The 22,437-nt window shown below is 72.5% G+C and carries 26 protein-coding genes; 6 read left to right on the forward strand and 20 right to left on the reverse strand.

The genetic code is table 11. The annotated features are described in order from the left end of the window. Positions 1-84: 84 nt before the first annotated feature. From ACWDY5_RS14935 to ACWDY5_RS14975, 9 genes are all read right to left on the reverse strand, one after another. Complete coding sequence (locus tag ACWDY5_RS14935) at positions 85-636, reverse strand: hypothetical protein (protein WP_449722759.1); 552 nt, start codon at positions 634-636, stop codon at positions 85-87. Positions 637-676: 40 nt separating this feature from the next. Beyond that, positions 677-2,257 (reverse strand): ABC transporter permease, encoded by a 1,581-nt coding sequence (locus tag ACWDY5_RS14940; RefSeq protein ID WP_449722760.1) that lies wholly within the window; start codon positions 2,255-2,257, stop codon positions 677-679. Then, positions 2,254-3,162 carry an ATP-binding cassette domain-containing protein gene (locus ACWDY5_RS14945; RefSeq protein WP_449722761.1) on the reverse strand — a complete coding sequence of 303 codons (909 nt, stop codon included), beginning with the start codon at positions 3,160-3,162 and terminating at the stop codon, positions 2,254-2,256. The genes ACWDY5_RS14940 and ACWDY5_RS14945 overlap by 4 nt, the downstream gene beginning before the upstream one ends. Before the next feature lie 25 nt (positions 3,163-3,187). Next, on the reverse strand, positions 3,188-3,946 hold the full coding sequence (locus tag ACWDY5_RS14950) for an alpha/beta fold hydrolase (RefSeq protein ID WP_449722762.1): 759 nt from the start codon (positions 3,944-3,946) through the stop codon (positions 3,188-3,190). Between the two features lie 13 nt (positions 3,947-3,959). After that, complete coding sequence (locus ACWDY5_RS14955; protein ID WP_449722763.1) at positions 3,960-4,451, reverse strand: GyrI-like domain-containing protein; 492 nt, start codon at positions 4,449-4,451, stop codon at positions 3,960-3,962. A gap of 72 nt (positions 4,452-4,523) precedes the next feature. Then, positions 4,524-5,633: a glycosyltransferase gene (locus ACWDY5_RS14960; protein ID WP_449722764.1), complete on the reverse strand. Its 1,110-nt coding sequence runs from the start codon at positions 5,631-5,633 to the stop codon at positions 4,524-4,526. Beyond that, on the reverse strand, positions 5,615-6,727 hold the full coding sequence (locus tag ACWDY5_RS14965; protein ID WP_449722765.1) for a serine hydrolase domain-containing protein: 1,113 nt from the start codon (positions 6,725-6,727) through the stop codon (positions 5,615-5,617). The genes ACWDY5_RS14960 and ACWDY5_RS14965 overlap by 19 nt, the downstream gene beginning before the upstream one ends. Positions 6,728-6,760: 33 nt before the next feature. After that, positions 6,761-7,579 carry a methyltransferase domain-containing protein gene (locus ACWDY5_RS14970; RefSeq protein WP_449722766.1) on the reverse strand — a complete coding sequence of 273 codons (819 nt, stop codon included), beginning with the start codon at positions 7,577-7,579 and terminating at the stop codon, positions 6,761-6,763. A 1-nt stretch (position 7,580) separates the two neighbouring features. After that, positions 7,581-8,078, reverse strand: a complete 498-nt coding sequence (locus ACWDY5_RS14975; RefSeq protein ID WP_449722767.1) for a MarR family winged helix-turn-helix transcriptional regulator — start codon at positions 8,076-8,078, stop codon at positions 7,581-7,583. A 53-nt stretch (positions 8,079-8,131) separates the two neighbouring features. Between ACWDY5_RS14975 and ACWDY5_RS14980 the strand changes: the two genes are divergently transcribed. From ACWDY5_RS14980 to ACWDY5_RS14995, 4 genes are all read left to right on the forward strand, one after another. Then, positions 8,132-9,001 (forward strand): EamA family transporter, encoded by an 870-nt coding sequence (locus ACWDY5_RS14980; protein ID WP_449722768.1) that lies wholly within the window; start codon positions 8,132-8,134, stop codon positions 8,999-9,001. 5 nt (positions 9,002-9,006) lie between these two features. Further along, positions 9,007-9,636 carry an NAD(P)-dependent oxidoreductase gene (locus ACWDY5_RS14985; protein WP_449722769.1) on the forward strand — a complete coding sequence of 210 codons (630 nt, stop codon included), beginning with the start codon at positions 9,007-9,009 and terminating at the stop codon, positions 9,634-9,636. Positions 9,637-9,674: 38 nt separating this feature from the next. Further along, complete coding sequence (locus ACWDY5_RS14990) at positions 9,675-10,211, forward strand: hypothetical protein (protein WP_449722770.1); 537 nt, start codon at positions 9,675-9,677, stop codon at positions 10,209-10,211. A 78-nt stretch (positions 10,212-10,289) separates the two neighbouring features. Continuing rightward, entirely contained in the window at positions 10,290-11,102 is an 813-nt protein-coding gene (locus tag ACWDY5_RS14995) for an alpha/beta fold hydrolase (RefSeq protein WP_449722771.1), read from the forward strand. On the opposite strand, the gene ACWDY5_RS15000 is transcribed toward ACWDY5_RS14995, so the two are convergent. The 8 genes from ACWDY5_RS15000 to ACWDY5_RS15035 all read right to left on the reverse strand — a co-directional run bounded on the left by ACWDY5_RS15000 (position 11,099) and on the right by ACWDY5_RS15035 (position 18,027). Then, complete coding sequence (locus ACWDY5_RS15000) at positions 11,099-11,596, reverse strand: pyridoxamine 5'-phosphate oxidase family protein (protein WP_449722772.1); 498 nt, start codon at positions 11,594-11,596, stop codon at positions 11,099-11,101. The two genes, ACWDY5_RS14995 and ACWDY5_RS15000, sit on opposite strands and share 4 nt — an antisense overlap. Further along, positions 11,566-12,237, reverse strand: a complete 672-nt coding sequence (locus ACWDY5_RS15005; protein WP_449722773.1) for a hypothetical protein — start codon at positions 12,235-12,237, stop codon at positions 11,566-11,568. Before ACWDY5_RS15005 ends, ACWDY5_RS15000 begins: the two co-directional genes overlap by 31 nt. A 54-nt stretch (positions 12,238-12,291) precedes the next feature. Next, complete coding sequence (locus tag ACWDY5_RS15010) at positions 12,292-13,212, reverse strand: DUF5829 family protein (RefSeq protein ID WP_449722774.1); 921 nt, start codon at positions 13,210-13,212, stop codon at positions 12,292-12,294. 58 nt (positions 13,213-13,270) lie between these two features. Beyond that, a complete protein-coding gene (locus ACWDY5_RS15015) occupies positions 13,271-14,416 on the reverse strand; it encodes a hypothetical protein (protein WP_449722775.1) in 1,146 nt (381 codons plus the stop codon). Between the two features lie 197 nt (positions 14,417-14,613). Continuing rightward, entirely contained in the window at positions 14,614-15,408 is a 795-nt protein-coding gene (locus ACWDY5_RS15020) for an ABC transporter permease (RefSeq protein ID WP_449722776.1), read from the reverse strand. Then, a complete protein-coding gene (locus ACWDY5_RS15025) occupies positions 15,405-16,370 on the reverse strand; it encodes an ATP-binding cassette domain-containing protein (protein ID WP_449722777.1) in 966 nt (321 codons plus the stop codon). Before ACWDY5_RS15025 ends, ACWDY5_RS15020 begins: the two co-directional genes overlap by 4 nt. Before the next feature lie 119 nt (positions 16,371-16,489). Continuing rightward, positions 16,490-17,056: an EXLDI protein gene (locus ACWDY5_RS15030; RefSeq protein WP_449722778.1), complete on the reverse strand. Its 567-nt coding sequence runs from the start codon at positions 17,054-17,056 to the stop codon at positions 16,490-16,492. Between the two features lie 101 nt (positions 17,057-17,157). Beyond that, on the reverse strand, positions 17,158-18,027 hold the full coding sequence (locus ACWDY5_RS15035; protein ID WP_449722779.1) for an alpha/beta fold hydrolase: 870 nt from the start codon (positions 18,025-18,027) through the stop codon (positions 17,158-17,160). Between the two features lie 82 nt (positions 18,028-18,109). On the opposite strand from ACWDY5_RS15035, the gene ACWDY5_RS15040 reads away from it, so the two are divergent. After that, the gene (locus ACWDY5_RS15040) at positions 18,110-18,658 is read left to right on the forward strand and encodes a CGNR zinc finger domain-containing protein (RefSeq protein WP_449722780.1); all 549 of its coding nucleotides are present in this window, start codon (positions 18,110-18,112) and stop codon (positions 18,656-18,658) included. On the opposite strand, the gene ACWDY5_RS15045 is transcribed toward ACWDY5_RS15040, so the two are convergent. Further along, complete coding sequence (locus tag ACWDY5_RS15045) at positions 18,655-19,713, reverse strand: AraC family transcriptional regulator (RefSeq protein WP_449722781.1); 1,059 nt, start codon at positions 19,711-19,713, stop codon at positions 18,655-18,657. The two genes, ACWDY5_RS15040 and ACWDY5_RS15045, sit on opposite strands and share 4 nt — an antisense overlap. 122 nt (positions 19,714-19,835) lie before the next feature. On the opposite strand from ACWDY5_RS15045, the gene ACWDY5_RS15050 reads away from it, so the two are divergent. After that, a complete protein-coding gene (locus tag ACWDY5_RS15050) occupies positions 19,836-20,663 on the forward strand; it encodes an NADP-dependent oxidoreductase (protein ID WP_449722782.1) in 828 nt (275 codons plus the stop codon). On the opposite strand, the gene ACWDY5_RS15055 is transcribed toward ACWDY5_RS15050, so the two are convergent. Both ACWDY5_RS15055 and ACWDY5_RS15060 read right to left on the reverse strand, forming a co-directional pair. Next, positions 20,644-21,303 (reverse strand): response regulator, encoded by a 660-nt coding sequence (locus ACWDY5_RS15055; RefSeq protein WP_283658770.1) that lies wholly within the window; start codon positions 21,301-21,303, stop codon positions 20,644-20,646. The genes ACWDY5_RS15050 and ACWDY5_RS15055 overlap by 20 nt on opposite strands. Next, complete coding sequence (locus ACWDY5_RS15060; RefSeq protein ID WP_449722783.1) at positions 21,300-22,436, reverse strand: sensor histidine kinase; 1,137 nt, start codon at positions 22,434-22,436, stop codon at positions 21,300-21,302. The genes ACWDY5_RS15055 and ACWDY5_RS15060 overlap by 4 nt, the downstream gene beginning before the upstream one ends. Position 22,437 lies beyond the last annotated feature (1 nt).

Below are 22,437 nucleotides of genomic sequence, written 5' to 3' on the forward strand. Positions count from 1 at the left end.
CCTCCTGGATTCGGGAACGGCGGGATTCTGCCGACCGTAAGAGGTGTTCCGGTGAACGGAACATGGCCGTTGGTCGTGGACTTGTCAGTGCCCTGGTGCGGGGTGTGGCCGATACCGGCGCCAGGCCGGGCTCTCCTGGACGCCGGTGAAGGCCAGGTGGGCGGCCGGGTCGGTCCACTCGGCGTAGTTGCGCACGCCGGTGCCGTCGACGCTGAGGTGGAAGTGCGCGGCCAGCAGTCCCGGGATGCGCACGCCTTCGGCCTCTGCCTGCTCCCCCGCGGCGAACATCTCGTCGACGAAGTCGCGCTGCCGCTGGGCGTCCGGGCGGTCGAAGTCGATCGCGGCGATGACCACGCACCCGGCCGGTCCGGTGGCGTCGACCTGGCTTCGGTAGCGGCGGTACTCGGCCAGCGGGACCGGCGCGGTGGCGGCGTGCGCGCGGGCGGCGGCACTGGTGGCCCACTGCGAGTAGTGCAGCAGGCTGGTGCCGTCGGTGCCGAGGTAGTGCGCGCGGGCCAGGCAGCCCTCCGGCAGGGGCTCGGCGGTGAGCCGGTCGAGCTCGGTGGTGGGGTCGGCGCTGGTCCACTGGCCGATCAGGGCCACGGCGGCGTCGGGGCGGGTGAGGTCGGGGAGCATGGGCGCAGCCAACCAACCCCACCTGTGGTGCTCAACCGAGTTAGCCGATCCGCAGGTCACGGCGCTGGATGAGGACCAATCCGGCGGCGGCGAACAGCGCGGCCACACCGAGCAGGGCCAGTGCGGAGGTGCCGTCGAAGGGCTGGGCCGGTAGCAGGGCCTGGTGCCGGAACGGGGACACGTCGAGCAGCCAGGCAGGCAGGCCGGCCAGCGGTCCGAACAGGGCGAGCACAAAACCGGCCATCGGCAGCAGCGTGCCGAGGGTGGCCGCCCAGCGGGGCAGCACCGCGATCAGCAGGGTGGCCAGCCCGGCGAACACCGCGGCGGCGGGCAGGGTGTTCAGCGCGGCGGCGACCAGCACCGAGGTGTCGTGGCCGCCACTGGCCCACCAGGACAGCGCGGCCGCGGACCCGGCGACGGTGGCGGTCAGGGTCGCGGCCAGCAGGCCGGTGAGCAGGTGCGCGCCCAGCCAGCGGGCCCTGGTCAGCGGGCGGGCCAGCAGCACCTCGGCCTGGCCGGTGCGTTCCTGTTCGCGGGCGCTGACCACGGCCTGGGCGGCGACCAGGGCGATGAGCAGGCCGATGATCTGGAACAGGGTGGCCAGGAATGCCTCGGTGAACCGCCGCTCGCCGCCGGAGATCGCCGCGAGCATCGCGCCCAGCTGCGAGTTTCCGGCCAGGATGCCGGAGACGCCGTCCACGATGGCGCCGATGGAGGCGGCCAGCACGGCCAGGCCGAGTGCCCAGCCGAGGATGGCTCCGGTGTGCAGGCGCAGGGTGAGCAGTTCGACCACGCGCAAGGACCGGCCGTGCGCTGGGCCGGGGCGGGCGTGCAGCAGTCCGGCGCCCAGGTCACGGCGGGCCTCCATGGCCAGGGCGGCGGCGATGGTCAGCGCGGTGAGGCCGAGCAGCAGCAGGAGCGGCCAGGCACGGTTGGTGGTGTAGGCGTCCACCCGCTGGGCCCAGCCGAGCGGGCTGAGCCAGCGCAGCCAGGAGACCTCGCTGTTGGCGTCGGCCAGGGTGCGCAGCACGTAGCCGGTGGCCAGCGCCGCGCCGGTGAGGCCGCTGACCGCGCGGCGGGAGGTGGCTAGTTGGCTGGCCAGCGCGGCGATGCCCAGGTGGGCGAGTCCGGCCCCGGCGCAGGCGGCCCCGAAGAGCACCGCGCCCAGCGCGGGGGTGCCCTCGGCGAGCATCACCGTGGTGATCACCGCGCCGAGCAGCAGGGTGCCGGCGCCGACCACGAGCAGGGCGGCACTCAGTGGCGCGGTGCGGCGCACGGCGCCGGCCCAGAGCGCCTCGCGCAGGCCGTTCTCCTCATCGCCCCTGGTCAGCTGGGCCAGGGTGAGCATGGCGAACAGCGCGATGACCACGCACTCGAACTGGCCCATCCGCCAGGTGACGAACCCGCCGAGGCTGCCGATGTCGCCGGGCGCGCCCAGGGTGGCGTAGAGCGCGGGCTGGCCGGCCAGCGCGGCGATGGTGGCCGCACGCTGGGCCGGGTCGGGGAAGGCCTCCTGGTAGGCGGCGATGCCGACGATCATCAGCACGCCGATCGCGGCGCCCCAGGACAGGCAACGCACCCAGACCCGGCGCAGGGTCAGCCGCAGCAGCAGCGCGTTCACCGGGCGGCCTCGGTGTAGTAGCCGAGGAAGAGCTCCTCCAGCGTGGGTGGCCTGCTGGTCAGGGTGTGCACCCCGGCGGCGGCCAGTGCGGTCAGCAGCTCGTCCATGGCGCCCGGCTGGGCGCGGCAGGTCAGCCGGTAGCGACCGTCCTCGGACTGGGTGAGGGTGGCGCCGGTGACGCCGGGCAGGCCGTCGGTCTGCACCGTGCGGGCCAGTTCAGCTTCCACGGTGTAGGCGGAGAGGTGCCGCAGTTCGGCCAGGCTGCCACTGTCGACCAGCTCGCCGGCGCGGACCACGCCGACCCGGTCGCAGATCGACTCGACCTCGCCGAGGATGTGCGAGGACAGGAACAGCGTGCGGCCGTCCTCGCGGGCCTCGCGCACGCAGTCCCGGAAGGTCTCCCCCATCAGCGGGTCCAGGCCGCTGGTGGGCTCGTCCAGGATGAGCAGTTCGGCTCCGGTGGCGAAGGCGGCGACCAGCGCGACCTTCTGCCGGTTGCCCTTGGAGTAGGTGCGGCAGCGCAGCGAGGGGTCGAGCTGGAACCGCTCGATCAGCTCGGCCCGCCGGGCTTGGTCGCCGGGGCCGCCGTGCAGGTGCAGCAGGGCGTCGATGGCCTGGCCGCCGGTGAGCTGCGGCCACAGCGCGACATCGCCTGGCACGTAGGCGATCCGGCGGTGCAGGGCCATCGCCTGCCGCCGCACGTCCAGGCCGAGCACGGTGGCCCGGCCGGACGTGGGGCGCAGCAGGTCGAGCAGGATGCGGATGGTGGTGGTCTTGCCCGCGCCGTTGGGCCCGAGGAAGCCGAAGACCTCACCGGTGCGGACCTGGAGGGTCAGCGCGTCGAGGGCGCGTCGCCTGCCGTAGTCCTTGGTGAGGTTGTCGATGTCGATCGCGACTTCGCCCATGGGCGAGATCATCCACCTCGCGGATTCAGCCTGCGCGTCGGATCGGTATCCAGGTGGGCACGGCTTCATCTCGCAGGAACTCGCCCACGATCTCCCGGCACCGCAGGGGTTTCTCCTCCAGCAGCGCGTGCGAGGTGCCGGGCACCACGGCCAGCTCGGAGTCCGGGATGCCGCGGTAGAGCGCGAGGGTGTGCTCCAGGCTGATGATGTCGTCGTCGGCGGCCACCACCAGCGTGCGCACGCCGATCTTCGCCAGGTCCTCGGTCGTGAGCAGCTGCTCGGCCGCGGCGGAGGCGGCGAGCTTGGCCATCACCACCTGGAGGTGCTCCGGCGGGTGCGGGGCCACCTCGGCGTAGGCGCGGGTGATCACCTCGGGGATCTCGCCGCCGGGCTCCGGGGTCATCAGCCAGCCCGAGTGGTCGTAGGCGCCGCTGATCAGCACCAGCTTGCGCACCAGGTCCGGCCGCCGGTGCGCGAGCAGCAGGGCGACCACCGCACCGTCGCTGTACCCGGCCAGGTGCACCGGGCCGCCGACCACGGCGTCGATGAACTCGATCATGTCGGCGGCCATCAGGTCGTGACTGATCGGGCCCTCGACGTCGGGGGTGTGGCCGTGGCCCCGGCGTTCGGGCAGGTAGAGGCGGAACTGCTCGGCGAGGGTGTCCAGGTTGCCCGCGAAGCAGCGGGCGTCGGTCATGCCGCCGTGGAGCAGGACAAGGGGTTCGCCGTCGCCGCGGACGTCGTACCAGGTGGGCACGCCGTTGACGGTCACCGTGTCAGGCATGGGCACGCTGCTTTCAGTCGGCGAGCCGGACGGCCAGCTGGGTGGACCACTTGCTCATGTCGGGTTCTTCCTGCGGGTTGGTCAGGTAGCTCTCGATCCGGCTGCCCCAGTGCTCGCCGCGGTCGGAGGTGCGCAGGTCCCAGGTCAGGTTCTGCTGCTCGGCCCACTTGAGCAGGTTGTCGGTGACCTCGATCAGCTGGTCGGGGTGACCGGTGTGGGTGAGCGTGACGTAGCGCCCGGCGGGCAGCTCGCCAGGGGTGATGTCGCCTTCGCCGGTCATCGGCTCGGTGGTGGGCACCCCGGCCTCCACCACGAGCTCGCCCGCCATGTCGATGACGTGATAGCGGAAGAACGGGGCGCCCGCGAGGTTCCCGCCCCGGCCCATGACCAGGCCAATGATCTCGCCGATGCGGTCGGCGACGAGGCGGAAGGTGGTCATGGTGACCGTGGCGGTGACGCCCAGGTAGGGCTGGGCGGCGCGGGTCTCGATCTGCGGTTCGGTCAACGGAGTTCCCTTTCGGTCCGGCTGTCGGTCACCCGACGAACGAGCCTGCCGCAGATCGACACCCCGGGCGAATCAGCGCATCGCGGTGATCCAGTCGAGCGCGGTGTCCGGGCCGGGCAGCGCCGCGATCTCCCTGGCGAAGTCTTGGGTACGTTCGGCGTATCCAGGGTCAGCGAGCAGGGCGGCCGCGGCGGCCCGGATTTCCGCTGGGGTGGCGGTGGTCGGGTCGAGGTGGTTGCCGAGGCCGAGCGTGGCGCAGCGGGCGGCGTTGTACGGCTGGTCAGCGCCCATCGGCAGCAGCAGGCTGGGCAGGCCGTGTGCCAGCGCGCCGGTCACGCTGCCGGAGCCGCCGTGGGAGACGACCAGGTCGCAGTGCGGGAGCACCTCGGCTTGCGGCAGGTAGCGCTCGATCCGGACGTGGGCGGGCTGCGGGCCGAGGTCGGCGGGGTCGAGGTGGCGGCCGAGGGTGACCAGCACCGCGGCGTCCAGTTCGCGCAGGCCGGTGAGCACCCGGTGGAACAGGTCGCCGGACTCGCGGTTGAAGATCGTGCCGAGGGTGAAGTAGACGGTCGGGCGGCCGGGGATGACCCAGTCCGGGGTCCCGGCCGGGCGCTGCGGGAGGAGGGGACGGAAGGCGCGGGCGGTGGCGGGCAGCGGGTCGGCTGGGTCGCGGAAGGACAGTGGCAGCGGGGACAGCACCAGGCGGCGCAGCGCGCTCAGCTCCGGATCCGGTGGCAGGCCGTGGGCGGCGCGCAGCTCGTGCAGCGGCTCGCCGACGACCTCGGTGGTGGCGAACCCGCCCGCGGGCATGCAGGTGCTGGTGGCGCAGGGCAGGCCGAGCACCTCGGCCGCGATGCCGGTGGCGTAGTCGGTCTCGTCCCTGACCAGCACGTCCGGCCGCCACTGCCGGATCAGCTCCAGCTTGGCGGGCAGTTGGTCGGTGGTGATCCGCCTGCCGAAGGCCTCGCGCAGGTCGCGGCGTTCCCGTTCCGGGTCGATGGGCGCGAGCGGGGTGATCTCGCTGCCCTGGTCGGGGCCGCCGGAACCCACTGGGAAGGCGGTGAAACCGGCGGCCTCGACCACATCGCGCAGTAGTTGGCCGGTGGCGAAGGCGATGGCGTGCCCGGCGGATTGTGCTGCCAGGGCAAGGGGTTTGAGGGTGGTCAGCTCGGCGGCCGCCAAGGTTCGCCGCAGAACTCCAGGTTGATCACGTTGACCATGTGCAGCACCTGCTTGCCGTCCTTCGGGCTGAACAGCGAGCTGGAGATGATCACCTGCCGTTTCGCGTCGGCGGTGGCGAAGGCCATGGTCGAGTAGCCGGGGATGGCGCCGGTGTGCCCCCACAGCCGCACGCCGCAGGTGGTGCTCATCTCCTCAAGGCCGAGGCCGTAGCGCGGCCACGCCGGATGGCCGGTGCTCACGACCTCGGTGCGCATCCGCTCGACCAGCCGGGCCGGGAGCAGGCGGCCGTCGGCGAGCGCGGTGTGGAAGCGCCGGAGATCGTCCACAGTGGACACCGCGCCGTAGGCGGCCCAGGCGAAGGAGGGGTCCAGGTGGGTCAGCTCGGTCCGGGGGCCGGGGTCGATCCGGTAGTGGCCGGAGGCGTGCGGGCCCCACAGCAGCGGCAGCTGGGGCAGTTCGCTGGCGTGCATGCCCGCCGGCCGGAACACCCGGTGGCGCAGCTGGTTCGCCAGGCTGTCGCGGGTGGTCCGCTCGATGAGCAGGCCGAGCAGGATGTAGTTGGTGTTGGCGTACTTCCAGCTGCCCGGCTGGCCGTGGCCGAGCGCGTTGGCGGTGCGCACCAGCTGTTCCGGGGTGAACCGGCGGTGGACGTAATCGGCGGGGTCGGCGAACTCGGGCGCGTTGAGGTAGTCGGTCAGGCCGCTGGTGTTGTGCAGCAGCTGTTCGACGCGGATGTCGTCGCCGCCGGGGACCAGGCCGGGTAGCCGCTGGCCGAGGGTGTCGGTCAGCGCCAGCTCGCCCTTGTCCACCAGTTGCAGCAGCACGGTGGCCACCAGCATCTTGGTCAGGCTGGCGATCCGGAACCGGCCCTGCGCGGGCAGCGGCGCGCCGGTGTCCAGGTCGGCCACGCCCGCCTGCGCCCGGTGCACCCGGTCGCCGTTGTGCACGGCGAGCATGACGCCGGGCACGCCCGCGGCGACCATGCCGTCCAGTTCACGTTGGAGGTCAGGGCGGGTGTCCGCGGCGGCGGTGCCGGGGGTGAGCAGGGTGGCGGCGAGGGCGAGCGCGAGGACCCTGCGTGGAGTTGATCTCACACGCCGAAGCTAGCGAGGTGTTGCTGAGAGCCTTCACAGCCAGAGGTCGACGGCAACCGCGTCGAACTGCTCGCTGAACCGGCCGCTCGGGCTGGCCGCCGCCAGCAGTCGCCGCAGCCGGTCCTCGAACTCCGCGCGGCGGTCGCCGAACAGGTGCGGGGTCGAGCTGGACAGGGAGAACACCGCGGCCACGACCTCATCGGGCGTGCGGATGGCCACCTGGCCGGGCACCTCGATCCGCCTTGGACCAGTGAACCCGGCGGCGCGGTAGACCTCGGCCTCCCCTCCGGCGGTGCCCTGCGGCAGGTGGCCCTGGCCCGCGCGGCGCACCGGGCCGAGGAACTCGCGCACCAGCCCGGTGATCTTCTCGTGCGGCGGCCGGGGATGCGGCAGCGGGACCGTGGGCTCGGTGCCCTGGTGCGTGGTGGCGTGCACGTGCGCGCAGGCCCCGCCCTCGGCCAGCATGCCGCGCACCGCCTTCGCGACCGTGGGCCGGTCCATCCAGTGGAAGGACTGGGCCAGGGTGACCAGCCGGAAGGTCCCGAGCCCGGCGGGCAACTCCTCGGCACGCAGGTGCAGCCAGCGGATGTCGCTGATCCCGGCCTTGGCCGCCTGCCGCTCGGCCTCGGTGATCATGTCCGGGTCGGCGTCCACGCCAACCGCCTCCTGGAACAGGCGGGCCAGCGGCAGGGTCAATGATCCGGGGCCGCAGCCGATGTCGAGCAGGCGGCCGGTGCCGTCCAGCCGCAGCTGCGCGGCCAGCGCGTCGGCGAGCTCGGCCGGGTAGGCGAGGCGGCCGCGCGCGTAGTGCTCCGCGCTGCCCGCGTACAGCGACGCATCCCAGGTCCACATGTCAGAAAACGGTATCGCCCAAGGAGGTCAGCAGGGTGCGCAAGATGTCGGCGAGGTCCGTGCGCTGCTGCGGGGTGAGTCCGGCGAGCAGGCGTTCCTCGGTGGCCACGTGGTCGGGCAGCGCCCGGTCGATCAGCGCCTTGCCCTCGGCGGTGAGCTGGACGTGCACTACCCGGCCGTCGGTGGGGCTGGGCTCGCGGGTGACCAGGCCGCGGGACTGCAACCGGTCCAGCCGCTGGGTGATCGCGCCGGAGGTGACCATGGCCGAGCGCATCAGCTCGGCCGGGGTCAGCCGGTGCGGCGGGTCGTTGCGGCGCAGGGTGGCCAGCACGTCGAAGGAGGCCCGGTCCAGGCCGTGGTCGGCGAAGGTGCGGGCCATCGCGGTGCCGGTGAGCCGGTTTGCCCTGCCCAGCCTGCCGAGCACGGCCATCGGGGAGACGTCCAGGTCCGGGCGCTGGGCGGCCCACTGCGCGAGTACGCGGTCGACGTGATCTGTCACGCACCCATCTTAAATGGCTTAGCGATGTCTTAGCGGTGAGATACATTGCCTTAGTGCTAAGCAATCGCCTGGGGGTCTTGCTGGTCACGGCACTGGCCCCCGCCATCTGGGGATCGACCTACCTCGTCACCACCGAGCTGCTGCCACCGGACCGCCCGCTGCTGGCCGCCGTGCTCCGCGCGCTGCCGGCGGGTCTGCTGCTCGTGCTGATCACCCGCCGGTTACCGAGTGGCCAGTGGTGGTGGCGCGCCGCCGTGCTCGGCACGCTCAACATCGGCATCTTCCTGGCCCTGCTGTTCGTCGCGGCCTACCGCCTGCCCGGCGGTGTCGCGGCCACCCTGGGCGCGGTGCAGCCGCTGCTGGTGGCCGGGTTCTCCGCCGGACTGCTCGGCACCCGGCTGACCAGGCGCACCGTGCTCGCGGCGCTGGCCGGACTCGCCGGGGTGAGCCTGCTGGTGCTGCGCGCCGACGCCGCTCTGGACGGCCTCGGCGTGGCCGCCGCGCTCGGCGGCGCGGTGGTGATGGCCCTGGGCGTGGTGCTCAGCAAGCGCTGGCGCGCCGACGCCCCGCTGCTCGCGGTCACCGGCTGGCAGCTGGTCGCCGGCGGCCTGGTCCTGCTCCCGGTCACCCTGCTGGTGGAAGGCCCGCCGCCGCCCGTGCTGACCGGGGCGAACCTGCTCGGCTACGGCTACCTGGCGATCATCGGCGCGGCCGTGTCCTACGCGCTGTGGTTCCGCGGCATCAACGCCCTCTCCCCCACCGAGGTCACCTTCCTCGGCCTGCTCAGCCCGCTGGTGGCCACCCTGCTCGGCTGGCTTGTCCTCGGCCAGGGCCTCACCCCGGTCCAGGGCCTGGGCGGCCTGGTCGTGCTGGCCGCCGTGGTCACCGCCCAACTCCCCTCCCGCACCCTCGTCAGGAGCTGATTCCCTTGCGCATCACCGTTTTTGGCGCCACCGGCGCGACCGGCAGCCGGGTCGTCACCGAGGCCCTCGCCCGCGGCCACCAGGTCACCGCGGTGGCCCGCTCGGCCGACCGCTTCCCGGCCCTGCACCCCTCGGCGGTCCACCGCGCGGCCGACGCCACCGACCCGGCCGCGGTCGCCGAACTGGCCGAGGGCCAGGACCTGGTGATCACCGCGACCCGCCCGCGACCGGGCCGGGAGCCCGAGCTGGTCCAGGTCGCCAAGGCCATGCTCAGCGCCCTGCGCGACACCGGCGTCCGGCTGCTGATGGTCGGCGGTTCGGCCAGCCTGCGGGTGGCGGGCGGCGAACTGCTCGTGCACACCGCCGACTTCCCCGCCCACCTGCGCCCGATCGCCTTGGCCTGCAAGGACCAGCTGGCCGTCGCCGAGGCCAGTACCGGCGTGGACTGGACCTACCTGAGCCCGCCCATGCTGCTGGAGCCCGGGGTGCGCACCGGCCGGTACCGGGTGGGCAAGGACGACCTGCTGGCCGACGAGCAGGGCGAGTCCGCGATCTCCATGGAGGACTTCGCGGTGGCGTTGCTGGACGAGGCCGAACAGCCACGGCACCGCGGCCGGTTCACCGTGGCCTACTGACGGGAGGGATCCCCGGGGGCCTGTGGTGCGGTGGGCGGATGACGCCACTGCTGCGCGCGCTCGGCCCACTCGCCGCGCTCGCCCTCGCCGGGTGCGCCGCGCCGCCGCCCCAGGCCCCACCGCCCGTCACGTCCGCGACCACCACCGCGGCACCCAGCCCCACCTCAACGACCAGCCCCACCCCGGCGGCCGGCTCGCCCACCCTGCCACCCGCGCCGAGCACCCTGCCGGCGGCGGCCGACGGCGCCAACCTCGCAGCCTGCGCCGACGGCACCTGCGAGGTGCTGATGACCAGGCCCGCAGCGGTCCGGCTGCCCAAGAACATGAACGCCAGGCTGGCGGTGAAGTCGATCGGCGAGGGCGCGGCTGTGCTCGGGTTCGGGCCGACCGTTGCCGGGGGCGACTTCTCCGTCGGCTGCCAGCCGGTGCACTGCAAGTCGCGGCTGGTCGCGGGAGATGGCAGCGAGCCGAGCGTGGTGACCGTGCCGGCGGGGGTGACGGTCACCTTCAACAAGGTCAAGGTGACCACGGTCGCCGTGGTCGGCGAGACGGCGGTGCTGCGCGTTCACTATTAAGTGTTGCTAGGTACCGGTAGTCAGCGCTACCGTATACCGGTACTCAGTGACACCAAGTAGTGCAAGGAGCAGCTGATCATGGTCGAGACGAACGCGCCAGCCCCGAAGACCGCGAAGTGGACCGGCATGGTGCCGGTGGACGACACGGCCCTGGCCGTCACCGACACCGGCGGCCCCGGCATCCCGGTGCTCTACCTCAACGGCCACATGGCCACGCAGGTGCACTGGCGACGGACCATCGCCGAACTGGGGCCCGGTTGGCGGCACATCACCTACGACATGCGCGCCCGCGGCAAGTCCAAGCGTTCGGCGGACTACTCCTTCGAGACCAACGTCCGCGACGTCGACGCCGTGCTCGCGGCCAGAGGTGTGCACCGGGCACTGGTGGTGGGCTGGTCCTACGGCGCGTTCGTGGCGGCGCACTGGGCCAGCCGCAACCCCGGCCGCACCGTGGGCGCGGTGTTCGTCGAGGGCGCGCAGCCCTACGACTGGTACGACGAGGCCATGGCACAGCGGATCCGGAAACTGTGGCGGTGGCTGAGCGTGGTCATGCTGCCGCTGCGCCTGGCCCGGCTGGCCCCGACGATGACCGCCGCTCAGATGGCGGAGAGCAACATCGAGGTCGGCAGGCTCGCCCAGGAGCGCGTCCTGGGCCCCGTGCTGGACGCGATCACCGTCCCGGCCCGGTACGTGAACGCCTCGGGCTCGTCCTTCGGCAGCAAGGGCGATGAGCAGGAACTGATCCGAGCCAGCCTGTCCAAGGTGACCGCCCGCAACCCGCACATCAAGATCCACGCCAAGGTTGCCAGCACGCACGGTTCCATCCTGCGCAAGGACTTCCGCGCCATCGCCGGGGCCATCCGCGAGGTCGCCGCGCCAGACCGGGTCTAGGCGAGCTGGCGCTCGGCCCGCTGCCGGATCAGCTCCTCCACCGGGCTGGGCAGCGTGGTCTCGAAGTCGATCAGCTTCGCCCAGGTCGGGGTCACCACGATCCGGACCATGCCGTCGTAGAGCGAGCGGACCTCGGCCTCCCACACCACCCGCTGCTCGGGCGTCATCTGGTAGCTGCCGTTCATCTCCAAGTACTCCGCCGGGATGCCGTCGACGACGTCCAGTTCGGCGCGGCCGCGGATGAGCAGGAGCTTGGGCGGGTGCACCTCGGTGTCGATGGTGAGGGCCACCATCGGGTTCGCCCGCAGCGACGCCAGTTTCGGGGCGTTCGTGCTGGTGCACATGACGATCTCGGCGCCGTTCCAGCTGAACCCGATCGGCACGTTGCGGGGTGTGCCGTCCTTGGCCACGTAGGCCAGGCGGGTCAGGTCGCGAGCCAGCAGTTCCTGGCTGATCGGCCGGTTCAGGACCTCGGTGATCTCGTCGGGGTGCATGGCCGTTCCTCTCGTCCTCGGGTTCTCGACCCTGGGACGGAGCCGTCGCCGCGTTCTCGACATCCGGCCGCACGTTTCTCGCGCAGGTATGCCAGATAGGCCGCCGCTCCGCCGTGCGCGTGGCACTGGGCGCCTGGCCGGAGGTGCTCGATCCCGGCTCTGGTCAGGCGCAGCGTGGTGGTGGCACGCCTGCCCTGCGCGGGGCGGCCGTCCCCGGCGGCCAGCACGTGCACCTCCGGCGGGAACTCCGCCCGTGCGGACGCCGGGTCGGCCACTGGGGCGTGTCCGGTGCGGTTGGCGCTGCTCACCCGCAGCGGGTGGGTGAGCAGCGGCCGCAACGGCACCCAGCAGGAGCCGAACACGAGCACAAATCCGTCCCGCGTCGCCTCCTGGACCCAGTCCGGCGCGGTGCGGGTGACCGGCAGCAGCGCGGTCACCCCTTCCTCGGCCAGGAGCTCCCTGGCCCAGGTGACCTGGTGCGGATCGAGGTCCAGTGCCGCGGCGAGCTCCGCCCACGGCCCGTCCTCGACCAGCCACAACGCCACCGCCTGGCCGGCGGGGCGGCCCTTGGCCGCGTTGACCGCCTCGGCGGTGGTGGCGGCCACCACCGAGGTGAGCGGGTGCGGGTTGGGCAGCACCACCGCCGCGCCGCCGGCGAGCGCGGCGGCCGCCCGGACCAGGTCAGGGATGGCAGGTCACCGCTGGAAGGTCCACACGGCGCGGCTGCCGGGTCCGACGGTCAGGGTCGAACGGCCGATCGGCACCACCTGACGCGCGCCCAGCTCCCGGTTCAGGGTGAACTCGACCATGCGCAGGCCGATCTGGTCCTGCGGCACGGCCTCCAGGCGCATCGTGGTGCCACCGCGGGTCACCAGCACGCCACCGGGGCAGGGGGTGACCACAAAACCGCCCGCGGTCAGCAGCGGCAGCGTCACCTTCAGGTCGCGCGCGGTGATACCGATGTGCATCGCGGAGACGTCCCGCATCAGGTGCTTCTGGTAGTCCTCGTTGAGGTAGCGGTCCCGGCTGACCTCACCGGGGTAGGCGGCGGGCCGGATCTTGGTGCGCGGATCGCTGAGGTACTCCTCGCGGTACTCCATGCCCCAGGCGTTGAGCGACTCGTACGGGTCCGGGCTGGTGAAGATCGCGTCGAACCAGGGCACCGGCACGCCGTCGCCGAAGTCCCTGGTCTGCTGGAACTCCACCGGCTTCACGCCCTGGTCCCGCAGGCGCTGGCGCACCTTCTCCAGCTCGCCGGCGTTCTCGGTGGAGACGCCGAAGCCGGTCATGCCGAGCTTGCCGTCCTCACCGGGCAGGTCGCCGATCCCGAACATCTCGAAGTAGGTCTCGCGGCCCATCAGGTAGCGGCCGGTCCAGGTCTGCCCGCCCGCACCGGTGGTGGTGCGCACGTGGAAGCTGGCGAACTCCCGCAGGTAGGCGGAGTGCTCGATGGCGTCGGCGGTCTCCCGGTCGACCACCCCGTAGCCGTGGTTGAAGTACATCAGTTGCCGTGCAGGCGGCGGCTCGGCCGAGGCCGTCCCGGTGACACCGGCCAGTGTCAGTGGGACGGCCAGCGCGGCGGCCGTGATCACGCGTAATACCCGTCGAAGCAACATGACCGGATGCTAGGTCGCGCTGACCTGCGGCGTTAGTGATTCGAACAGACCCGAATCCTCACTTGGACATCAACTGGTCGAGTTGGCGCTCGGCGCGTTCGGCGCGGGCCAGGGTCTGGGCGCGGGCCTCGTCCAGCGCGGCCAGGCGTTCCTCGGCGGTGGCGCGGGCCTGTTCGACCGCGGCCGCCAGCTCGCGGGCGTGGCCCTCCCGCAGCTCGCGGAGCTCCTGGCGGAGTCGGTCCAGCTCAGTGCGGGCGTCCTCGGCGGTCTGCTCGGCGCGTTCGGCGCGGACCTCGGCCTGGGCGCGGGCTTGTTCCGCGGCGGTGATGCGGACCTGCGCGGCCCGGTCGGCCTGCTCGGTGGCGGTGATGGCCTCCTTCTTGGCCTGGGCCACGGCGTTGGTGGCTTCGCGCTGGGCGCGTTCAACCGCGGACTGGGCGTCCCGCTGGACCTGGGTCACCGAGGCGGCGGCCTCCCGCTGAGCAGCCTCCACGTCCTTGGCCGCCTGGCGGCGGGCCTGTTCGGCCTGGGCCACCGCTTCCTGCTGGACGCGGTCGATCTCGGCGGCGGCCTCCCGGCGCACGCCCTTGATCAGTACCTCGGCCTCGTTGCGGGCGGCCAGCACCTCCTCGGCGGCCTGACGGGTGGCGGCCTCGGCCTGGGCTTCGGCGTGGTCGCGGGCGGCCAGCGCGGTGATCGCCTCCTGTTCCGCGGCCTCGGCGGCGCTGGCCGCGTCGTCCGCGGCGGCTTCGGCCTGGGCCCTGGCGGCTTCTGCTTCCCGGCGGGCCGCTTCGGCGGCGACCGCGGTGGACTCGGCCTCGGCGATCCGGCGGGCGGCGTCGGCCTGGACCGCCTGCACCTGGGCCTCGGCGGCGCTGGGGTCGGCCAGGGTGGACAGTTCGGTGACCGCGGAGTTGAGGGTCTGGTTCAGCTGACCGGCCAGGGTCCGGAACTGGGTCAGAAGTTCGTCAGCGCGTAGTCGGGCCGCGGTTACGGGTCCGGCTTGTTTCGTCACGGTGACGATGGATTCGGCTGCTTCCTCACCCTGTTGCAACCGCTGTCGTTCCCGCCAAGCCCGCCAGCGGGTGTGTTCGGGCAGGTCGCAGTACTCCGAGGGGCGTCCTGGGCCGCCGGTGCGGGCGATCGGACGGGTGCAGCCCGGGTAGTTGCATATTCCGGGCTCGCGGCTGACTTCGACGGTCACCGGAGAATCGTAGCGTTACTTCCGTCGCGTGCACACGTAACGACACGATACGAAATCAGATTGGGGCGATTTGGGCGACGCAGACGAAAGCCCTGGTTGACCGCCGATAAGTGAACATTATCGGCGGTCAACCAGGGCTGGTCGGGTTGACGAGTCCGGCTGGGTTTGGTTTGCGTTGTGTTTTGTGCGACGATACGTTACTGCGACGAATCGCGGTTGTAGAGCCGGACCGCCATCACCGCGCCGAAGATCGCCAGTCCGAGGCACCAGGCGATGGCGATCAGCCAGCTGTAGCCGATCGGGGTGCCGGTGAGCAGGCCGCGCAGGGTGTCCACGATCGGGGTGAACGGCTGGTACTGGGCGACCAGCGCCACCCCCTCGGACATGGCGGCCGGCGGGATGAACGCGCTGCTCAGGAAGGGCAGGAACTGCAGCGGGAAGGCCGCGGTGTTGGCCCCGCCCTCGGTCTTGGCCACCAGGCCGATGGCCACCGCGAGCCAGGTGAAGGCCACGATCACCAGCGTGACCAGGCCGAACACCGCCAGCCACTCCCCCGGTCCGGCGGTCGGCCGGAAGCCCATCAACAGGGCCAGCAGGATGATCAGCGTGACGCTGACCAGGGTGCGCAGCAGCCCGCCCAGCACCTGGCCGATCAGCACCGAGCTCCGGCTGATCGACATGGTGCGGAACCGGGCGATGATGCCCTGCTGCATGTCCGAGCACACCTTGATCGCCACCGCGCTGCCGCTGGCGGCGCCGATGGCCATCAGCACGATGCCGGGGGTGAGGTAGTTGAGGTAGTTGCCGGACCCGGTGAGCGGGCTCATCGCGTTGCCGAAGACGAAGCCGAACAGCAGCATCATCAGCAGCGGCATCATCACCGTGGCCACGGTCATCAACGGGTAGCGCTGGGCGTGCCGCAGGTCCCTGCGCAGCATGGTCAGCGAGTCGCGGATGGTGGCGGGCCGGGCGGTCAGGGTCATCGTGCTCATCGGGCGGGTTCCTTGTCAGCGTCGGCCGCGTGGCCGGTGAGGGCGAAGAAGACGTCGTCGAGGTCGGGGGTGTGCACGGTGAGCCGGTCGACCTCGATGTGGTGGCTGTCGAGCCGGTCCAGCACGGCGCGCAGCTCCAGCACGCTGCCGTCGCCGGGGACCTGCAGGGTCAGCGACTGCGGATCGGGCGTGCCCGCCGGGAAGATCCGCTCGGCGGCGGCCAGCTGGTAGTGACTGGGGAAGCGCAGCTGGACGAACCCGCCGGGGATGCGGCGCTTGAGCTGCTCCGCCGTGCCCTCGGCGACCAGCCTGCCGTGGTCGAGCACGGCGATCCGGTCGGCGAGCTGGTCGGCTTCCTCCAGGTACTGGGTGGTCAGGAACAGGGTCACGCCCTGTTCGGCGACCAGCTCGCGGATGATCTCCCACATGGTGTGCCTGCTGCGCGGGTCCAGCCCGGTGGTGGGCTCGTCCAGGAAGATCACCCGCGGCGAGCCGACCAGGGTCATGGCCAGGTCCAGCCGCCTGCGCATGCCGCCGGAGTAGGTGGCCGCGAGCTTGTCCGCGGCCTGGACCAGGTCGAACTTGGCCAGCAGCTCGGCGGCGCGGCGGCGGCCCGCCGGGGTGGTCAGGTGGTTGAGGTCGGCCATCAGCTGGAGGTTCTCCCGGCCGGTGAGCAGGTTGTCCACCGCGGAGAACTGCCCGGTGACGCCGATCGCGGCGCGCACCCCGGCCGGGTCGGCGACCACGTCGTGCCCGGCCACGCGCAGCTGTCCCCGGTCCGGGCTGATCAGCGTGGACAGGATGCGCACCGCGGTGGTCTTGCCCGCGCCGTTGGGGCCGAGCAGGGCGAAGACCGTGCTCTCCGCGACGTCCAGCTCCAGGCCGTCGAGCACCACGTGCTCGCCGAAGGACTTGTGCAGGCCGGTCACCGTGATCGCCGACCGGGCGGACGTGACTGTCATGATCTGCTCACTTCGTTTCCGTTTGCGAATGTCGATGGGCGCACTGAGCCGTTGGTGGGCAGCGCGAAGAGACCCGGCGTGCTCAGCCAGGCTGGATTACCGCAGGTGGGAGCGATGGATCAGATGTCGAGGTCCTCGACGGGCGGCTGTTCGGCGGCCCTGGCGATCAGGCTGTACAGCTCGGCCGGGATCTTGGCCTGCAGTTCGGCCACGGTCTCGACCACCTCAAGGGTGGCCTCGCCCTGGTTGAAGCCCCAGGTCTGCTCGCTGAGGCCGAGGAAGCTGGACCAGCTCTGGTTCTGGCCCATGCCGATCAGCCCGCGCCAGCCCTCGGCAGGCCCGATGCCCTCGCGGCCGGGCTCGCCTGCGGTCCACTCCGGCGAGCGGTCGATGTGCAGGACGAACTTGCCGGTGCGCGAGCGGTAGACCCGGTACACCTCGACCCGCTGGTCACTGGCGTTGCCCCACTCGCCGAGCAGCACGCCGGAGAAGCGCACCTTGCGGCCGACGCCGGGCCCGACCTTGACCACGACCTCGTCGAAGCCGGCGGCCCTGCCCTCTTCCAGGTCCACGTACCGGCGCAGCGCGGCCACGATCGCGGCGGAGAGACTGCCCCCGGCGAGCTCCTGCGCGCGGGCGAACAGCTCCAGGTCATCACCGGAAACGTAGATCGTCTTGTTCGGCACGACAGCATCCTAACCCCCACCCCCTGGCCCGCTATACGTATGAGTGTACGTAGACAGGGCCGGTCGCGCAAGGATCGCGCGACCGGCCCTGTTCGTGCAGGTCAGAGCTTGTCCAGGAACTCCGCGATCAGGGCCGCGATCTCCTGCAGCCGCTCCTCCAGGGCGAAGTGGCCGGTGTCGAAGAGGTGCAGCTCGGCCTCGGGAAGATCGCGGAGGTAGGCGTGCGCGCCGGCCTCGGTGAAGAACGGGTCGTCCCGGCCCCAGGCGATCAGCGTGGGCGGGGTGTGCGTGCGCAGCCAGTGCTGCCAGTGCGGGTAGCGCTCCAGGTTGCGGTGGTAGTCGAACATCAACTGCACCTGGACCCGCTGGTGCCTCGGCAGGTCGAGCAGCCGCTGGTCCAGGGCGGGACTGTCCGGGTCGACCAGCGAGCGGTCCCGCACGCCGGTGAGGTACTGCAGGTCCAGCGAGCCGCTGGAGACCTCGCGCAGCAGGGTCTCCTCGGCACCGGGCTGGTCCGGGCGCAGGTCGATGAGCGGCTGGAACAGCTCGGAGATGCCCTCGTGGTAGGCGTTGCCGTTCTGCACCACGAGCCCGGCGACCCGCTCCGGCCTGGCCTCGGCGAGGCGGAAGCCGACCGGTGCGCCGTAGTCGAAGACGTAGAGGGCGTAGCGGCGCAGGTCCAGTGCGTCCACGAAGCCGGTGATCACCTCGGCGAGGTGGTCGAAGGTGTAGGCGAACTCGGCCGGGTCCGGGGTGTCGCTGTGGCCGAAGCCGGGCAGGTCGGGGGCGATGAGGTGGTAGTCGGAGCCGAGGGCCTCGAACAGGCGGCGGAACTGGTGCGAGGCGGTCGGGAAACCGTGCAGCAGCAGCAAGGTGGGGGCCTTGGCCGGGCCGGCCTCCCGGTAGAAGATCCGCAGTCCGTCCACCTCGACGTGCCGGTGGGTGATCCGGGGCAGGGTCAGCGCGGTCATGTCACATGCCTTTCTGGTCGCTTGATGCATTAGTAGACCGTCGCGGGCTAATGGGTCAAGTCGGTGCGGTAGCATTAGTGGCATGGTGGAGTTCCCGCTGACCGGTGAGCAGCTGGCGTTGGACCTGCTCAACACGCGTCCGCACCTCGGTGGCGAGCCGGTGGATCTGCTGGCCACACCGGAGGGGCTGCGCGAGTGGCTGGCCATGCAGTCCGACCGGTTGCCCGCGCCCTCGGACACCGAGGCGGTGCGCGAAGTGGTGTTCGCGGCGCGCGAGCTGGCGGCGGCCGCGGTGCTGGCGCTGCGGCACGGGCAGGAGCCGCCGGCGGAGGTGTTGCCGGGACTGACCGAGCTGCAGCGGGCCGCGCCGGTGCACCAGGAGTTGAGCTGGGACGGCGGGGTGGTGGTGCGGCGGGTCCGGTCGGGTTCGGCCGCCCAGCGGGTCGGGGCGGAGCTGGCCGAGGCGGTGGCGGAGCTGATCGCGGGGCCGGTGGCCGAGGTGCGGGAATGTGAGAGCGAGGACTGCGTGCTGCTGTTCCTGCCCGCCCATCCGCGGCGGCGCTGGTGCTCGGCGCAGCGCTGCGGCAACCGGGCCCGGGTGGCGCGCTACTACCAGCGGCACAAGGGCTAGCCGCGCCGATACCTGCCTGGCGGCTGGTCGAATGCGCGCTTGAACGCGGTGGCGAAGGCGAACTCGGAGAGGTAGCCGACCCTGGCCGCGATGACGCCCACCGGGTCGGCGGTCTCGCGCAACAGGCGGGCGGCGGTGGTCATCCGCCACCAGGTCAGGTAGGTCAGCGGGGGCTGGCCGACCAGGGTGGTGAAGCGGCGGGCGAAGGGCGCGCGGGAAAGTCCGGCCTCGGCGGCGAGCTTGGCCACGGTCCACGGGTGGGCCGGGTTGTGGTGCATGGCCTGGAGCGCGGCGGCGGTGGCCGGGTCGCGCAGGGCAGCGGACCAGCCGGTGCCGGTGGCGGTCAGGCAGCCGCGGAGCAGGTAGACCAGCAGGGTGTCCAGGAGGGCGGGGATCAGGGCGTCGGTGCCCTGGTCGGGGCTGGTCAGCTCGCGGGCGAGCAGGGTGCGGGCGGCAGTCAGCTCGGGGGGCTGGGTCGCGGCGGGGAGGTGGATGGTGGTGGGCAGGGTGCGCAGGAGGGGGTGGGTGCGCGCGGGGGTGAGCTCGTAGGCGCCGCAGAGGGTGACGGTGGTGATCGGGCCGGGGCCGGGGGCGGTGGCGCGGATGTGGCGTGCGGAGGCGTCAGCGGGAGTGGGCTGTGGGGCAGGTGGGAGCGCGGCTGGGGGGTGGCCGGAGCGTGCGGGTGCCGGGGCGGTGGCACCGGATGGGTGCGCGGCGGGGCTGGCCGGAGTGGCGGGGGCGGGCTTGCGGGCAGGTGGCAGGGCGGGCATGGCGTGGGCCGGGTGGCCGGGCGTGGTGGTGGCGTCGCCGGGCGAGTTGGCGGGGCTGGCGGTCAGGGTGTGGTTGGGGCTGGTGGGGAGGAACAGGATGTCGCCCTCGGCCAGGCGTAGCTCGGCGGGGGCACGCAGCGTGCACTCGCCCTGGAGCACCACGTGGAAGCCCGCGGCACCCGGGACCTCGGCGTAGTCCTGGCACCAGTCGCCGTGCCAGGTCACGTGTGCGGAGCGGGGGTTGCCGGTGCGGAGCACGGTGATCACGTCGCTGAGCAGGTCCACGCGGTCAGGGTAGGAGACGATCGCGTAGGAAATCGCGCTTTGGGCACATGGTTCGTCTCGGCGGGCGGATCTAGGTTCAGGGTGTGTTGAGTGTGCGCGTGCATGAGCACGGAGATGCGTCGGTGATCAGGCTGGACCAGGTTGCGGTGCCGGAGCCGGGGGTGGGTGAGGTGCTGGTGGCGGTGGTGGCCACCTCGTTCAACCCGACCGAGATCGCGGTGCGGGCCGGGGTGTTCCCGGTGCCGCTGCCGTTCGCGCTGGGCTGGGATGTGGCCGGGGTGGTCGCCGGGCTCGGGGACGGGGTGTCGGAGTTCGCGGTGGGGGACGCGGTGGTCGGGTGGGTAGATGGCGGGGCGGCCTCGGAGTTCGTGGTCGCGCCGGTGGAACGGCTGGTCGCGGCGCCAGGATCGATGCCGTTGGCGCATGCGGCGGGGATTCCGTTGGCGGGGCTGACCGCGATGCAGGCGGTCGCAGCGGCGGGGGTCGAGGCCGGGCAGCGGGTGCTGGTCAACGGGGCCGGGGGTGGGATCGGTGGGTTCGCGGTGCAGCTGGCCCGGCGGGCCGGGGCGCACGTGATCGCCACGGCCAGTGCGCGGAGTGCGGAGGCGGTGCGGCGGCTGGGGGCTGACGAGGCGGTCGACTACACCGTGACCGCCTTCGACGAGCCGGTGGACGTGGTGCTCAACGTGGTGCCGGTCAGCGCGGCGGAGGGGTCGCGGCTGGCTGGGTTGGCGCGGGCGTTCGTGTCGGTGGCCACGCCGGTGGTGGCGGCCAACGCCAGTCATGTGGTGGCCCGGCCTGATCGCGACCAGTTGGCGGAGCTGGTCGGGCTGGTGCGGGTGGAGGTCAGTGCGGTGCGGTCCTTGGCTGACACGGCTGAGGTGCACCGGCTCAGTGAGGCGGGCGCGGTGCGCGGCAAGGTGTTGCTGACTACTGGCCGCCCGGGGTGATCAGGCCGGTCTCGTAGGCCAGCACCACCAACTGGGCGCGATCGCGGGCATGCAGCTTGGTCAGCAGCCTGCTCACGTGGGTGCGGGCGGTGGCCGGGCTGATGTGCAGCAGGGCGGCGATCTCGTCGTTGGAGCGACCCGCGCCGACGGTGGCCAGCACCTCGCGTTCGCGGTCGGTGAGCACGGCCAGCCGCCGCAGGTCGGCGCGGGGCGGGCTGGTGGCGGCGGCGTGCATGACGCGGCGGGTGACCGCCGGGGACAGCAGCGCGTCGCCGCCGGCCACGATGCGCACCGCGTTGCGCAGCTCGTCGGGGCCGGTGTCCTTGAGCAGGAAGCCGGAGGCGCCGGCGCGGACCGCGGCCAGGATGTGCTCGTCGGTGTCGAAGGTGGTCAGCACGATCACCCGGACTTCGCGCAGCGCGGGGTCGGCGACGATCTCGCGAGTGGCGGTCAGGCCGTCGGTGCCGGGCATGCGGATGTCCATCAGCACCACGTCCGGGCGTTCCCTGCGGACCAGCGCGAGGCCGGACTCGCCGTTGTCGGCCTCGCCCACCACGGTGATGTCCTCGGCGCGGTCCAGCAGCGCGCGCAGGCCTTCGCGGACCAGGTACTGGTCGTCGACCAGGGCGATGCGGATCATGGGCGGGCCCGCAGCGGGATGTGTGCCTCGACCAAGAATCCTCCGCCGCTGGGCGTGCTGGTGTGCAGGGCGCCGCCGAGCAGGGCCAGGCGTTCGCGCATGCCCATGATGCCCCAGCCACCGTCGGCGGCGGAATCGGCGGGGCCCTGGCCGTCGTCGCGGATGGCCAGGACCAGTTCGTCCGGGCGGTAGGACAGGGTGATCTTGACGGTGCGGGCGTTGGCGTGGCGGCGGATGTTGCTCAGCGACTCCTGGGCCACCCGGTAGGCGGTGGCGTCGGCCACGGCGGGCAGCGCGGCCGGCTCGCCTTCGGTGCGCACGGTGACGGTCAGGCCCGCGGTGGTGGCGGAGTCGACGAGCTCGGCGAGGCGGTCCAGGCCGGGCACCGGGTCGCTCTCGCCCGCGCGCAGCGCGCCGAGGGTGGCGCGGAGCTCTTGCACCACCTCGCTGCAGGCGGTGCGGGCGGCGGTGAGTGAGCGTTCGGCGCGGTCGGGGTCCTCGCGCAGGGTCTCCCTGGCCACATCGGTGTGCAGGGAGATCACCGCGACCGTGTGCGCGAGCAGGTCGTGCAGGTCGCGGGCGATGCGCAGCCGTTCCTGCTCGACGCGGGCGGCGGCCTCGCGTTCCCGGTCCAGCTCGGCGGCCCTGGCCTGTTTGGCCAGCTCGGCGCGCCAGCCGCGGCGGGAGCGGACCGCGTCCCCGAAGGCGATCACCGCGGCGAACAGCGCGGCCGAGACGCCGAAGTCCAGGCCCAGCACGTAGGCCGGGTCGTCGCCCTCGTCCAGGCGGGCCACCGTGGAGACCACCAGGACCGCTGTCGCGACTCCGGCCGCCCAGCGCGTCCTGCCCTGTTCGGCGGCGGAGTACAGCGGGGCGGCCAGCGGCACGGCCAGGCCGATCGGCGGCAGGCCCAGCACGTAGTAGGCGATCAGCGCGGCCGCGCTCATCAGCAGCACCGGCACCGGGTGCCGGCGGCGCAGGAACATCAGCCCGGCGAACAGCACTGCGAAGGCGTAGCCGAGCGGGCCGGGCGGGCCGGGGCGGCCGATGTTGGCGGTGATCGCCGCGCCGACCGCGAGCAGCACCAACACCGCCAGCGCCGCGTCGGTCAGCAGCGGGCGGCGGCTCAGCATG

It is taken from the genome of Crossiella sp. NPDC003009 (assembly GCF_053591555.1).

Bases quoted from the DNA above. Each gene is read 5' to 3' on its own strand.
- ACWDY5_RS15025 (WP_449722777.1), bottom strand. From the start codon at position 16,370: ATGACAGTCACGTCCGCCCGGTCGGCGATCACGGTGACCGGCCTGCAC.
- ACWDY5_RS14945 (WP_449722761.1), bottom strand. From the start codon at position 3,162: ATGGGCGAAGTCGCGATCGACATCGACAACCTCACCAAGGACTACGGC.
- ACWDY5_RS15040 (WP_449722780.1), top strand. From the start codon at position 18,110: ATGGTGGAGTTCCCGCTGACCGGTGAGCAGCTGGCGTTGGACCTGCTC.
- ACWDY5_RS15010 (WP_449722774.1), bottom strand. From the start codon at position 13,212: ATGTTGCTTCGACGGGTATTACGCGTGATCACGGCCGCCGCGCTGGCC.
- ACWDY5_RS14970 (WP_449722766.1), bottom strand. From the start codon at position 7,579: ATGTGGACCTGGGATGCGTCGCTGTACGCGGGCAGCGCGGAGCACTAC.
- ACWDY5_RS14995 (WP_449722771.1), top strand. From the start codon at position 10,290: ATGGTCGAGACGAACGCGCCAGCCCCGAAGACCGCGAAGTGGACCGGC.
- ACWDY5_RS15035 (WP_449722779.1), bottom strand. From the start codon at position 18,027: ATGACCGCGCTGACCCTGCCCCGGATCACCCACCGGCACGTCGAGGTG.
- ACWDY5_RS15060 (WP_449722783.1), bottom strand. From the start codon at position 22,436: ATGCTGAGCCGCCGCCCGCTGCTGACCGACGCGGCGCTGGCGGTGTTG.
- ACWDY5_RS15020 (WP_449722776.1), bottom strand. From the start codon at position 15,408: ATGAGCACGATGACCCTGACCGCCCGGCCCGCCACCATCCGCGACTCG.
- ACWDY5_RS14950 (WP_449722762.1), bottom strand. From the start codon at position 3,946: ATGCCTGACACGGTGACCGTCAACGGCGTGCCCACCTGGTACGACGTC.
- ACWDY5_RS15000 (WP_449722772.1), bottom strand. From the start codon at position 11,596: ATGCACCCCGACGAGATCACCGAGGTCCTGAACCGGCCGATCAGCCAG.
- ACWDY5_RS15055 (WP_283658770.1), bottom strand. From the start codon at position 21,303: ATGATCCGCATCGCCCTGGTCGACGACCAGTACCTGGTCCGCGAAGGC.
- ACWDY5_RS14990 (WP_449722770.1), top strand. From the start codon at position 9,675: ATGACGCCACTGCTGCGCGCGCTCGGCCCACTCGCCGCGCTCGCCCTC.
- ACWDY5_RS14935 (WP_449722759.1), bottom strand. From the start codon at position 636: ATGCTCCCCGACCTCACCCGCCCCGACGCCGCCGTGGCCCTGATCGGC.